The organism is Mycolicibacterium obuense (genome assembly GCF_055397605.1).
Genome location: NZ_AP043663.1, coordinates 2,848,710 through 2,861,368, shown reverse-complemented (window position 1 = coordinate 2,861,368; position 12,659 = coordinate 2,848,710). Strand labels below are relative to the sequence as shown.

Annotated in this window: 13 protein-coding genes and 1 pseudogene; 7 read left to right on the top strand and 7 right to left on the bottom strand. The window is 64.2% G+C overall.

Translation table 11 applies throughout. The features are described 5' to 3' along the window. Nucleotides 1–10: 10 nt before the first annotated feature. Nucleotides 11–442 carry a DUF1810 domain-containing protein gene (locus ACZ50N_RS13555; RefSeq protein ID WP_073684092.1) on the bottom strand — a complete coding sequence of 144 codons (432 nt, stop codon included), beginning with the start codon at nt 440–442 and terminating at the stop codon, nt 11–13. A gap of 192 nt (nt 443–634) precedes the next feature. Here ACZ50N_RS13555 and ACZ50N_RS13550 point away from each other — a divergent pair, with 192 nt between their 5' ends. Then, on the top strand, nt 635–1,630 hold the full coding sequence (locus tag ACZ50N_RS13550; protein WP_046363288.1) for an esterase family protein: 996 nt from the start codon (nt 635–637) through the stop codon (nt 1,628–1,630). Nucleotides 1,631–1,801: 171 nt separating this feature from the next. Beyond that, entirely contained in the window at nt 1,802–1,933 is a 132-nt protein-coding gene (locus ACZ50N_RS13545; protein WP_464473051.1) for a hypothetical protein, read from the top strand. A gap of 44 nt (nt 1,934–1,977) precedes the next feature. Here ACZ50N_RS13545 and ACZ50N_RS13540 read toward each other — a convergent pair whose 3' ends face one another. Both ACZ50N_RS13540 and ACZ50N_RS13535 read right to left on the bottom strand, forming a co-directional pair. Next, a complete protein-coding gene (locus ACZ50N_RS13540) occupies nt 1,978–3,255 on the bottom strand; it encodes an ATP-binding protein (RefSeq protein WP_046363287.1) in 1,278 nt (425 codons plus the stop codon). Between the two features lie 88 nt (nt 3,256–3,343). Further along, nucleotides 3,344–4,087 (bottom strand): SDR family oxidoreductase, encoded by a 744-nt coding sequence (locus ACZ50N_RS13535; RefSeq protein WP_046363286.1) that lies wholly within the window; start codon nt 4,085–4,087, stop codon nt 3,344–3,346. A gap of 62 nt (nt 4,088–4,149) precedes the next feature. Here ACZ50N_RS13535 and ACZ50N_RS13530 point away from each other — a divergent pair, with 62 nt between their 5' ends. From ACZ50N_RS13530 to ACZ50N_RS13510, 5 genes and pseudogenes are all read left to right on the top strand, one after another. Beyond that, entirely contained in the window at nt 4,150–4,620 is a 471-nt protein-coding gene (locus tag ACZ50N_RS13530) for a nucleoside deaminase (protein WP_464468016.1), read from the top strand. An 81-nt stretch (nt 4,621–4,701) separates the two neighbouring features. Then, complete coding sequence (gene lon, locus ACZ50N_RS13525) at nt 4,702–7,023, top strand: endopeptidase La (protein ID WP_464473050.1); 2,322 nt, start codon at nt 4,702–4,704, stop codon at nt 7,021–7,023. An 86-nt stretch (nt 7,024–7,109) separates the two neighbouring features. Beyond that, complete coding sequence (locus ACZ50N_RS13520) at nt 7,110–8,132, top strand: LLM class flavin-dependent oxidoreductase (RefSeq protein ID WP_464473049.1); 1,023 nt, start codon at nt 7,110–7,112, stop codon at nt 8,130–8,132. A 43-nt stretch (nt 8,133–8,175) separates the two neighbouring features. After that, nucleotides 8,176–8,508, top strand: coding sequence for a TfoX/Sxy family protein (locus tag ACZ50N_RS13515; protein ID WP_073684098.1), 333 nt, complete (start codon nt 8,176–8,178; stop codon nt 8,506–8,508). A gap of 36 nt (nt 8,509–8,544) precedes the next feature. Continuing rightward, nucleotides 8,545–8,910, top strand: a pseudogene (locus tag ACZ50N_RS13510) (endonuclease); the annotation flags it as partial. Nucleotides 8,911–8,919: 9 nt separating this feature from the next. Here the strand turns inward: ACZ50N_RS13510 and ACZ50N_RS13505 are convergent. The 4 genes from ACZ50N_RS13505 to ACZ50N_RS13490 form a co-directional block, all read right to left on the bottom strand. Next, nucleotides 8,920–9,849 carry a sugar-transfer associated ATP-grasp domain-containing protein gene (locus ACZ50N_RS13505; protein ID WP_464473048.1) on the bottom strand — a complete coding sequence of 310 codons (930 nt, stop codon included), beginning with the start codon at nt 9,847–9,849 and terminating at the stop codon, nt 8,920–8,922. 241 nt (nt 9,850–10,090) lie between these two features. Next, nucleotides 10,091–10,762, bottom strand: a complete 672-nt coding sequence (locus tag ACZ50N_RS13500) for a hypothetical protein (RefSeq protein WP_464475635.1) — start codon at nt 10,760–10,762, stop codon at nt 10,091–10,093. Nucleotides 10,763–10,814: 52 nt separating this feature from the next. After that, nucleotides 10,815–11,225: an NUDIX hydrolase gene (locus ACZ50N_RS13495; protein WP_464473047.1), complete on the bottom strand. Its 411-nt coding sequence runs from the start codon at nt 11,223–11,225 to the stop codon at nt 10,815–10,817. Nucleotides 11,226–11,899: 674 nt separating this feature from the next. Then, a complete protein-coding gene (locus tag ACZ50N_RS13490; RefSeq protein ID WP_464473046.1) occupies nt 11,900–12,646 on the bottom strand; it encodes an MBL fold metallo-hydrolase in 747 nt (248 codons plus the stop codon). Between the last annotated feature and the right edge of the window lie 13 nt (nt 12,647–12,659).

Here is a 12,659-nt window from a genome sequence, read left to right as displayed (position 1 = left end):
CGCGCTGATCTCAGCGCAACAGCTCCAGCGTCGCCGCATCCTCCTCGCCGCCGTAGAAGGCGTCCAGCACCTCAGTGAACACCGACCCGCCACCGGCGCGGGCGAACAGCGTCATCGACGACCGCACCTTCAGATCGTCTGGATATCCCAGGATGTCGCGGGCTGCGCGGCCGCGGTGGGCCAGCAGCGCTGCGACACACTCGTGCAGACGCGGCCCGAGCACCGGATGGTCGAGGTAGGCCGCGGCTTCCTCGAGCGAGGTCAGTCCGAACCGGTACGCCGTCGCGCTGTGCCCGAGACCCCGCATCTGCGGGAAGACGAACCAGATCCAGTGTGTGCGCTTGCGGCCCGCGCGCAGTTCGGCGAGCACCGTGTCATAGACCGCGGCCTGAGCGTCGGTGAAGCGCGCCAGGTCGAACGTGTCGGATTCAGGAGTGGTCATGGTCAGGTCTCGAGTGTGGCAGGCCCGCGGCGTTGGTCACTGCGCCGAGTCGTAATCGTTAGCCAACCGCGACCACGAATGTCTGTGTCGGACAGCGGTTCGAGAACGCCCACCGTGTTCCATGGCGGATGCACACGACGGCACGTTTGCGCGACATGTGGACTTGTAATGAAAGGTGGGTTGGTTGCCGTTATGAAGTTGAGAGAGAAGTTTCGAGGTCGGTGGGCACGCCGGATGGCGGCCGTCGCCCTGGCCGTCACCACGCTGCCCGGGCTGATCGGCTTCGTTGGGGGATCGGCGACTGCCAACGCGTTCTCCCGGCCGGGCCTCCCGGTCGAGTATCTGGACGTGTTCTCCCCGTCCATGAATCGCAACATCCGCGTGCAGTTCCAAGGTGGCGGCCCGCACGCCGTCTACCTGCTCGACGGACTGCGCGCCCAGGACGACTACAACGGCTGGGACATCAACACCCCGGCGTTCGAGTGGTACTACCAGTCGGGCCTGTCGACGATCATGCCGGTCGGCGGCCAGTCCAGCTTCTACAGCGACTGGTACCAGCCGTCGCGCGGGAACGGCCAGGACTACACCTACAAGTGGGAGACGTTCCTGACCCAGGAACTGCCCGCGTGGCTGGAAGCCAACCGCGGCGTCTCGCGCACAGGTAACGCGGTCGTCGGTCTGTCGATGGCCGGTAGCGCGTCGATGACCCTGGCGATCTACCATCCGCAGCAGTTCATCTACGCGGCAAGCCTTTCCGGGTTCCTGAACCCGTCCGAGGGCTGGTGGCCGATGCTGATCGGGCTGGCGATGAACGACGCGGGCGGCTTCAATGCCGAGAGCATGTGGGGACCGTCTTCGGACCCGGCGTGGAAGCGCAACGACCCGATGGTCAACATCAATCAGCTTGTGGCCAACAACACCCGGGTCTGGGTCTACTGCGGCACCGGTACCCCGTCGGACCTCGACTCGGGTACGGCCGGACAGAACCTGATGGCGGCGCAGTTCCTCGAGGGCTTCACCTTGCGGACCAACATCAGCTTCCGCGACAAGTACATCGCGGCCGGCGGCACCAACGGGGTGTTCAACTTCCCCGCCCAGGGCACGCACGCCTGGGGTTACTGGGGTCAGCAGCTTCTGCAGATGAAGCCGGACATCCAGCGGGTGCTCGGAGCGCAAGCTTCCGCATAGCCCCCACACTCAGAGAGCCTGCCGTTTCCCCCGAGCGGCAGGCTCTCTGCCGTGTGCGGGGCAGGTAAAGGTGACAGGGATGTGACCAACGGCGGTCGGCTGGCTCCGTCGCGTTTGATCCGCTACCACCGGGGGGTATCTCGGGCGTGGTCGGATGCGACGGTCGCGCCGATGTCGATAACCCCTCTGGAGACAGCCGTGATCCCCTTCATCTGCCCCGCTTGCGGTTCGGTCGACATCGACACCGACTTCGGCACGTCGGACTGCAGCTCGTGCGTCAGCGGCAAGGACGCCGCCGCCTGAGGGCGGCAATTCGGCTGAAGCTGCCTGAAGCCGCTCGAGCGCGGCTACAACCGGGTCTGCTGCTCGATGTCGGTCGTGAACTCGTCGAGCATCGCCTGCGTCAGCGTGGGCCGTGTATCGGCGATCGCCGCGAGGTAATCGTCGGTGCAGGCTGGTTCGCCCCGCCGTGACTCCACCTCTCGCTCGAACGCCGACAGCGCGCCTTTACGCGCTGCGAACTCGATGTCTGCCGGGGTGAACATGTCTGATGCCTCGACGAGCTTGTCGACCTCGACCGTGTCGGCGTTGCCGGCCAGATAGCGGGTCCAGATCGCTTTGCGCGCCGCCTCATCGGGCGGTCCCACGGGAATGATGTAGTCGAACCGTCCGGGCCGCAGGAACGCCGAATCCAACGAGCTGACGGAGTTGGTCGCACAGATGAGCAGCCGCTCGTCGTTCTGACGGAACGCCGGGATCAGCTTCAACAGCTCGTTGGTGACGCCGTGTGACGGGTCTGACGGCACTCCGGAGCGTGAGCCCGCGATCTCTTCCACCTCGTCGATGAACACGACGGCGGCGTCCAGATCGGTCAGATCGGCGAACACGTCGCGCAGCGCGGCGGGCATGGCCACCCCGGGCGCCGCGAGGCGGGACGGAAAAATTTCCACGAACGGCCAACCGAGCCGTCCGGCAACCGCTTTCGCGAAGCTGGTCTTGCCCGTTCCCGGCGGGCCGAACAGGATCACCGCCTTGGGCGGCGACACACCGTATCGGGCAGCGAGATCGGGTCGCGCCAGCGGCGCGACGATGCGCCGCTCGATCATCTGCTTCTCGACGTCCATACCGGCCATCTCCTGCCATCGGCCGGGGTTGATCAGCTGGCCGCCCAGCGCGGAGAGCAACCCCGTATCCGACGCGCCGACGTGATCGATCTTCTCGAAGTACCGCAGGTCGGCCCGCTCGGTGTACCCCGAATTGCGCAGCGCGGCGGCCCCGGTGGCGTCCTCGGGAAGCAGCACGCTGATGCGCCGGGCGCCGAGGCCCCGCAGCCGCAGCTCCAGCTCGGCCAGCAGCGCGCTGCCGATCCCGCGGTGCCGCCAGCGGTTCGACAGCGCGACCATCGAGATCCAGGCGCGGTCCGCGGCGACGTGCGCCACCGCCATGCCGACCAGCTGTTCACCCACCACGGCCACCACGGCGGGCTGTCCGGACCGTGCGGCGGCGACCACCTCGGACACCGGAAATGCCGGCGGGGCCTCGCCGGGCTCTCGGCTCTGGTCCCAGACCGAGATAGCCTGATCGAGGTCGTCGTCGTGGAAGTCGCGTAACCGCCAAGGGGGCATAGGGCTAGGTTCTAGCCGCGGCGCGCACGTCCCCGCATCGCCCCGACGGGTGGTCGGCCCGGGGGATCACCCTCTCCCCCACGCGGTGTCAGTTCTGCCGTGTCGGCCGGATCGTCAGGTCCCCGATCTCCACGTCGTGCGGCTGTTCGATCGCGAACGCGATGGCTCGGGCCACCGCATCCGGCGGCAGACCGAACTCGTCCATCTGGGCCCGGATCCGGGCGGCCAGGTCGGAATCGTCGATCGAGCCGTCCAACTCGGTGTTCACGAAGCCCGGCGAGATCGACGTGGTCCGCACGACGCCGTCCGTCGACTCCTGACGTAGCGCCTCCATCACGGTGCGCACCGCGTTCTTGGTCGCCGCGTACACGCCCATGGTGGGCACGATCTTGAGGCCGGCGGTCGACACCGTGGTGACGATGTGGCCGCGCCCCTGACGGCGGAACACCGGCAGCGCGGCGGCAATCCCGTACAGCACCCCGCGCACGTTGACGTCGATCATCGCGTCCCAGCCGGCCACGTCGCCGTCGGCCATCTCCCCGATTGTCGCGATTCCGGCGTTGTTCACCAGCACGTCGAGCCGACCGAAGCGCTCGACCGCAGTGTCGACGATCCGCGTCACGTCCTCGGGCACGGTGACGTCAGCGGGGACGGCGACCGCGTCGTGCGGTAATTCGTCGACCAGCGTCGTCAACCGGTCGGTGCGGCGGGCCGCCAACACCACGTGCGCCCCCCGGGCGGACAACAGGCGCGCCGTCGCCTCGCCGATGCCGCTGCTGGCCCCGGTGATGGCGACGACCTGGCCGGTGATCGGATCGCTCGCATTGCCCATGAGGAGTACGACCCGCGAAGGCTCAGGACTATTCCGCGCCGCAACCGGCTATCAGTCACCTCATGGATTTCGCGCAGCGCACCGTCGACATCGCCCGCCAGAACGTCATGGAGGGAGGCAGACCTTTCGCCACCGTGATCGCACGTGACGGGCAGGTACTAGCGGAGAGTCCGAACCTGGTGGCGCAGACCAACGATCCCACCGCCCACGCTGAGATCCTGGCGATCCGGGCCGCCTGCACGGCCGTGGGGTCCGAGCACCTCACCGGCACCACCATCTACGTGCTCGCCCACCCGTGTCCGATGTGTCTGGGGTCGCTGTACTACTGCTCCCCCGACTCAGTCGTGTTCCTCACCCAGCGCGACGAGTACGCGACGTACTACCAGGACAACCGCAAGTACTTCGAGCTCGCGACGTTCTACGACGAGTTCGGCAAATCGTGGCAGGACCGGCGCCTGCCGATGCAGCACCAGCCCCACCCTGACGCCATCGGCGTCTACCAGCTCTGGCAGGAACGCAACCCGGACGCCTGATTTCAGGTGTTCCACGCGTAGGCCGGGAACAAAGTCCCTCACCCCAGGGTTGAGCGCATCAGGTTCAACTTTGGAGGATTGATGGCTGAAGCCTTGCAAGTCCCGGTCTTATTCGTCAGCGAGCCGATCGTGCTGCCCGGAATGGTGGTGCCGATCGAACTCGACGACGCTGCCCGGTCCGCCGTCGACGCAGCCCAAGCCAGTCAGACCGGCAAGCTGCTGATCGCGCCCCGGCTCGACGACCGCTACCCCACCTACGGCGTGCTCGCGTCGATCGTGCAGGTCGGTCGTGTGCCCGGCGGCGGTGCCGCCGCGGTGGTGCGCGGTGAGAAGCGCGCCCACATCGGTACCGGCGCCACCGGCCCCGGCACCGCGCTGTGGGTCACCGTCGACGAAGTCGCCGACCCGGAGATCACCGACGAGACCCGCGCGCTGGCCGCCGAATACAAGAAGCTGCTGCTCGCGATGCTGCAGCGCCGCGAGGCGTGGCAGATCGTCGACGTGGTCAACAAGATCACCGACCCGTCGGCGCTGGCCGACACGGCCGGATACGCGTCCTACCTGTCGGACGTGGAGAAGCGCGAGCTGCTCGAGACCGAGGACGTGGCCGCCCGGCTGCGGCTGCTGATCGGCTGGACGAGCGACCACCTGGCCGAGACCGAGGTCAACGACAAGATCGCCGAAGACGTGCGGGCCGGAATGGACAAGCAGCAGAAGGAATTCCTGCTGCGTCAGCAACTGGCCGCGATCCGCAAGGAACTCGGCGAGGGCGAGCCCGAAGGCTCCGATGACTACCGAGCCCGCGTCGAAGCGGCCGATTTGCCCGAGAAGGTGCGGGAGGCCGCGCTGCGCGAGGTCGGCAAGCTGGAACGCTCCAGCGATCAGAGCCCCGAGGGCGGCTGGATCCGGACCTGGCTCGACACCGTGCTGGACCTGCCGTGGAACGTCGCGACCGAGGATTCGACGGATCTTGCTGCGGCACGCGGCATTCTGGACGCCGACCACCACGGTCTCGACGACGTCAAGGACCGCATCGTGGAGTACCTGGCCGTCCGGGCCCGTCGCGCCCAGCGCGGCATGGCCGTCGTCGGCGGGCGCGGCTCCGGTGCGGTGATGGTGCTTGCGGGCCCTCCCGGCGTCGGCAAGACGTCTCTGGGCGAGTCCGTCGCGCGGGCGCTGGGCCGCACGTTCGTGCGCGTCGCGTTGGGCGGCGTGCGGGACGAGGCCGAGATCCGCGGACACCGCCGCACCTATGTCGGCGCGCTGCCCGGCCGCATCGTGCGTGCGATCGGCGAGGCGGGATCGATGAATCCCGTTGTGCTGCTGGACGAAATCGACAAGGTCGGTTCGGACTACCGCGGTGACCCGTCGGCGGCACTGCTCGAGGTGCTCGACCCCGCACAGAACCACACGTTCCGGGACCACTACCTGGACCTGGATCTGGACCTGTCCGACGTCGTGTTCCTGGCGACGGCCAACGTGATCGAGAACATCCCGCAGGCGCTGCTGGACCGCATGGAGCTGGTGCAGATCGACGGCTACACCGCCGACGACAAGGTGGCCATCGCCCGGAACTACCTGCTGCCCCGGCAGGCCGAGCGTGCCGCGCTGACCGTCGACGAGGTGACGGTGACCGACGAGGCGCTGCACAAGATCGCCGCCGATTACACCCGCGAGCCGGGCGTGCGTCAGTTCGAGCGTCTGCTGGCCAAGGCGATGCGCAAGGCGACCACGAAGCTCGCGGCCGACCCGTCGCCGATCGTCATCGACGAGCCGGATCTCGTTGCCTACCTTGGCCGCCCGCGCTTCACGCCGGAATCGGCCGAGCGCACCGCGGTGCCGGGTGTCGCGACCGGGCTGGCCGTGACGGGTCTCGGTGGCGACGTCCTCTACATCGAGGCAGGCTCCACCGACGGCGAGTCGGGGTTGGCGCTGACCGGTCAGCTGGGCGACGTGATGAAGGAATCGGCGCAGATCGCGCTGTCCTACGTCCGGGCCCACGCCGCCGAACTGGGCGTCGACCCGGCGGCGCTGGACCGCCGGATCCACGTGCACGTGCCCGCGGGCGCAGTGCCCAAGGACGGCCCGTCCGCGGGCGTCACGATGGTGACCGCGCTGGTGTCGATGGCGACCGGACGCAATGTGCGTTCCGATGTCGGCATGACCGGTGAGGTGACGCTGAACGGGCGGGTGCTGCCGATCGGCGGGGTCAAGCAGAAGCTGCTGGCCGCGCAGCGGGCCGGGCTCTCGACGGTGTTCATCCCGCAGCGCAACGAGCCCGATCTGGACGACGTGCCGGCCGAGGTGCTCGACGCGCTGGACGTCCGACCGATGACCGACGTGGCCGAGATCGTCGCGCTGGCGCTGGAGCCGGCGGTCGACTCGGTGACCGCGGCGGCCTGACAACCGATAAGCGCGAGCAGACGCGAACTCGCACGGAATCACATGAATCCGTGCGAGTTTGTGTCTGTTCGTCGGAAGGAGTAGCCGTGCCCGTACGCGGTGTGCCGCTGCGCAAGCTGGGATTCCTGACCATCGGACGGTTCGACGTCGACAACCCGGGACCGGGCATCGAGGAAACCCTGACGGTGATCGAACGGGGCGAGGCCCTAGGCTTCGACAGCGTCTGGCTGCGTGACAGGCATCTGCAGCCCGGCATCTCCTCGCCCGTGGCGATCATGGCGGCCGCCTCGCAGCGCACCAGCCGCATCGAGATCGGCACGGCGGTCATCCCGCTGGGCTTGGAGAACCCGTTCCGGCTCGCCGAGGACCTCGCCACCGTCGACATCCTCTCGGGCGGGCGCATCAATCCCGGGGTGTCGGTCGGCACACCGATGATGTACGACCACTACAAGACCGCCCTCTACCCGGAATCAGCTGACCTGCAGGACTTTTCGAAAGACCGCGTGCTGCGCCTGCTGCGGTGTCTGCGCGGCGAGCCCGTCAGCGACTTCTCCGGCACGGTGGGCATCGAGCAGTACACCGACCACATCCAGCCGCACTCGCCCGGCTTGGCCGAGCGGGTGTGGTACGGCGGCGGGCTGGCATCGGCCATCTGGGCTGGGCAACAGGGGATCAACTATCTGACGAGCTCGGTCGTCACCGTCGAAGGCTCCGCGTCACGGGATTTCGCCACCATCCAGGCCGAGCAGATCGACGCCTTCCGGGCAGCTCACCCCCACCCCGAGCAGGCTCGAGTGTCACAGGGTCTCGTCGTCATCCCCACGGACTCGGCCACCGAGGACCAGATTCGCCGCTACCGCGAGTTCGCCGCCAGCCGCTACGAACGCACCACGGCACCGCAGGGAGTTCGCGGCATGCTGTTCTCCCCCGACTACGTCGGCACCTCTGACGAACTGGCCGACCAGCTCTTCGACCATGCCGGGTTCCAGCGCGCCGACGAGGTCGCCTTCGCGTTGCCGTTCACGTTCGAGGCCGAGGACTACGCCCAGATCATCACCGACCTCGCCGAAAAGCTCGGGCCGGCGCTCGGGTGGACGCCGGAGTTCTGACCGCGTGGGCCCCACGAAGTCTGGCCGCCGGGAGAATGGACCCATGGCCTACGACACCGACCTCGCCGAGCGGGTGCGGGAGCACATCAGCGCCGAGCGCGGCCTCGACGAGAAGCCGATGTTCGGCGGCTTGGCGTTCCTGCTCAACGGCAACATGGCGGTCTGCGTGAGCGGCAAGGGCGGCCTGATGGTCCGAGTACCGCCGGAGCACACCGACGAGTTGCTCGCCGACGACCATGTCGAGCCGATGATCATGGCCGGCAGGCCCACCCGCGGCTGGGTGCGCGTGAGCGCCGACGGGGTGACGGATGAGGCGGCGCTGCGCGGCTGGGTGCGCCGCGGCGTCGACTACGCGACCAGCCTGCCGTCGAAGTAGAGGTTCTGCCCGGCGCGCCGCGGGTAGCCGACGGCCATGAGCGAGAACGACCGCAACAAGGACACCGTGCGTCGCCTTCTTTCCGAAACCGGACAGACGTTCGCCGAGCAGGCCGGCATCACGCTCGCCGACAAACCCATGCCGCTGTTCGAGCTCCTGGTGCTGTGCATGCTGGCGAGCAAGCCCATCGATGCGACCATCGCGACGAAGGCGGCCACAGAGCTCTTCAGCGAGAAGCTGCGCACCCCCGATGCCGTTGTAGCGGCGAAACGCCGGACCGTCATCGCCGCCTTCGGCCGGGCCGGATACGCCCGCTACGACGAGAGCTCGGCGACCCGCCTCACCCAGATCGCCACCGCGGTCAAGGAGGACTACCACGGCGATCTCCGGGGTCTCGCCGAGCTGGAAGTTCTAGTTCCAGCGCTCACGCGGATTGCACTTCTGAAATGTTCGTAGCAGCGGTAGGCCCGGGAAGAACTGTGGAACTCCCATACCCCAGTTCGCGTTGCCCTCAATTAGCTTTGGACCTAACGAAGAGAGACCTACGTCCCAACCGACGGAGCCTACGCATGGGAAGCAGTCGTGAGCTTTAATGCACAGTCGTTCAATCTCATTTAGCAGATCTTGACCTAACATCACAGGGCTGAAACCGTTCACGGCTCCCGCATGATCGTAACCAATCCCGCACGTGCCGTCTGGTCGGATTTCGTAAGCGAATCCTCCTCGGCGCCAGTTCGATACAATGGAGCCACGTGAGCCCCTGAACAGTACGCGGGCTATAACCGTTGTTGTCTCGTGCGCAATGGTCACTATCCGAACTGTCGGTAGGGCGGTGTCCCCAGAACACGCAAACATCTCGCTAGGAAGCAGTCGCTCCTCCACAACAACATCACCAAGTCTCAACGCCTCGGCGAGGTCGGACGGCAACGGTTTCACAGTGCGGAGGCCAGCGTAAAGACGCCCGAACGTTCTAAAACCCAATGACTTGGCGAGCCAGATCTGTTCGCCCTGCATCCCGTGAATTCCTTTGAGGATCCACTGTCCCGGGGGAACGTCTGGATCGTCGATTACTATCAGACCATCCGACTCAGCCCAGATACTAAGACGACGACTGGGGATCGAGATTTGTCTTGGAGCCGCCAATCCTGCTTCGCAAACGATGGTGTTGAACGCACGTTTGTCATTAAGGATGTGACTTCCAACACGGCAGTTGTTCCAATCGCGATGTTCGCTCCGCCTCGGCCTTACGACAATCTTCCGCAGGTGATCTACTGGCAGCTCAGCAGGACTGCGACGCAGCGATTCCACGTCACGGTGATCGTGACCCGTGAACAGCGACATCGCTAGCAGGCGACGGCCGTTGCGGGAGCAACATAACCTGGGTTCGCGAATGAAAAGGTCAGCGAACCCGTGAAGACCGAATGCGACAGCGCGAAGGTGTCCGCACAAAGGATCGCCCACGCGAGAGAAAGCTATGATTTCCGAAAGAGCCACGGGCTCGCCGTCGAGCTCTTCAACACGGTCCTGATGCCTTTTACACGTGAGATAGCAACGCAAGCGCCTTCTCAAGGAGGCGCGAGGGTCATACGGTGTAGGTAGCAAATAATCCATCCCACGTCCGTATTACAGGATTGCGAACGGTCGTATCCAATGCGGTTCGGTAGCGTTCTATCAGCTCAATTAACCGGGAGCTAGCGGGTTCAAGGTCATGCTCCAGAAACATCTGGAGCTCCTTACACTCGTCCCATGACAGTTCACTTCTTCTGAAAGCCTCATAATTCCAGCGCAGATGCCTGGCTGGTGTCCCGACAACAACGGAGCCGACGCCCACGTTGGTGGTGACAACTGAACCCATGCCGGCATGCGCCCACGGTCCCACAACAGTGCGGGGGTGGACGCTTACCGACATTCCCAGGTTGCAGTAGTTCAACAGGGTCGAATAGCCACCAATACTGCAGTTAACCGAAATGGTGATGTTCGAACCCAGCTGACAGTCGTGCCCTACATGAGTGCCAGCCCCTATGGATAGGTGCGAGCCGAGCTCGGTTCTACCACGCACTGGTCCGTGGATTCGCGACGACTCCCCAAAGTAGTTCCCGTCTCCGATTATCAGCTCTGCGGTCGTCACGACCGTTTTGCTTCTTTGACGAGGCGGTGCGCCCACGACCGCATTAGCGCCAAAATAATTGTTGCTACCAATTATTGCTGGCCCGTACACAACGACACCCGGCTCGAATACATTCTGCGAGCCCATCACCACATCGCCTCGAATTATGCGATTCCTGTTGGCGTTTGTCATGGAACACTCATTCTGAACCAGCTACACGCAGTCCAAGGTCGAAAGCCAATGCGCTTGCGTCCGCTAGTAGTCCCGGATACGCGTCACGGCGGACCCACTTGATCTCGGCGATCTCGTTTGACGCGATGGGGTCCATCAATCCCCCGTAGCCGTAACAGTGCATCACTACCGTCTGGCCGCGCGGTCGCGCATCTGCCTGTGCCTGCACCGTGCCGAACCATCTGATTGCAGTTCGGTCGAGTCGAACACTTAGTTCTTCCCGAACTTCTCGAATTAGAGCATCCAGTCGTGATTCGTTGGCCTCCATTTGTCCGCCAGGGCAGTAAAACAGCTGCCTGTTATGGGCCCGAACCGACAGCATTTTATGCCTAACGATATAAATCAAAGCAACGCGGTGCAGCTCCGGCAGGACCGCCATTCTAAATCCATACCGGGACACGTAATTGCGCCCGCACGTCTAAAGTTAACGTCTGCATAAGCTCGACCGTCTGCTCGTCGAGGAAATCTCCGGAACCGGTTTGAGAGGGTTGCCATGAACCGAAAATTCTGTCGAACCCGTCTCCTATCGCCGCTGCGCTTAGCGTCTCGTAAGGCCACAGACTCACGGGCCATCCTAGCTCCTTCATTCGTAGGTATTGCGATGCAATGCTTATCCATCGGGTGGCCACCATCACAGCAAACCAGCTATTCGGACCGCCATATCTGAGAGCATCGTCTCTATGGCGATGCACTTCGCAAAGTGACCGATATGCAGCGACGGGATCGCGTAGTATAAACACAATTCGACGCGCACCACAGGCGCTCAGAATATTCTGTTCAGCCCACGTGTTTAGTACGCCGACTGTATCCGGATGTGAGCTTAGATGATTAAGGTACTGCGTTATATCGTCGATACTCGGCCTTGATTGCAAGCGGTAGCCGTGCGCGCGGCGTGAGAATTCTTTTTCCTGTTCGGATGCTCCCCGCATTACCCACTGGCGCCTAAAGGCTGTGTCGGGTTTGTCATGCACCGCCAGACCATGCTCTGCCAGTAACCGTCGCAGGTAGGTCGATCCAGAGCCGCCCATGGTGCAGAAAATGACGTTCGCGACGCTAGAATTCAATTAAGTCTCCATCTTTCAGGACCTTCACCAACCGCCCGCGTGAGCAACATACTTTGGAGAGCTCGTCATCCGATGTCGATGGATGAATATGAGTGAGGAATACCTGCTCGATCTCGGAATGGGCGGACATCAACTCAACGACTTGTTTAGCCCCAGCGTGCCCCGAGGAGCCGTCGACCCCACCGCCGCAATCCATGAACACCGACTTAATTCCCGCCGCCGCACGATCTAGTCGCGCATCGTAGATGCAGTCACCTGTAAACAGAACCGACCCAAATTGATAACCGACTGCTTCGCAAGTGCCGTGGGTGAGCGGATGAACGACCGCGTCAAGGGTGGATGTCAGTGCGAGCTCGCCGGACCTCTGCGAACCTAAGGGTCGCCAATCTATTCTGACTGCATTTTTCCGCGATTCGAGACTAAAAATTCCGAGCAATGTCTTCGCTGTTTCGATGGCCGCGTCCGGTGCGTATACGGGTAAAGGCTTGTCGCGGTAAGCGCCGACGCCCCATAGGCTGTGAATAAGGCTCGGCAGCGCATAAATATGGTCAACGTGTGCATGGGTGATGAAAACACCACGAATGTCTGACAAGTCGTACCCGAGGGCCAGTATAGAGTGCGCCGGACTTCCGCTGCAATCGATTAGTCGAAGACCTTCTGTTACAACCAAATAACTGCTGTTGGCTCTAACTGCTGATGGGACTGACGATCCAGACCCGATTACGTGTATCTTCATTCACACTCCCATC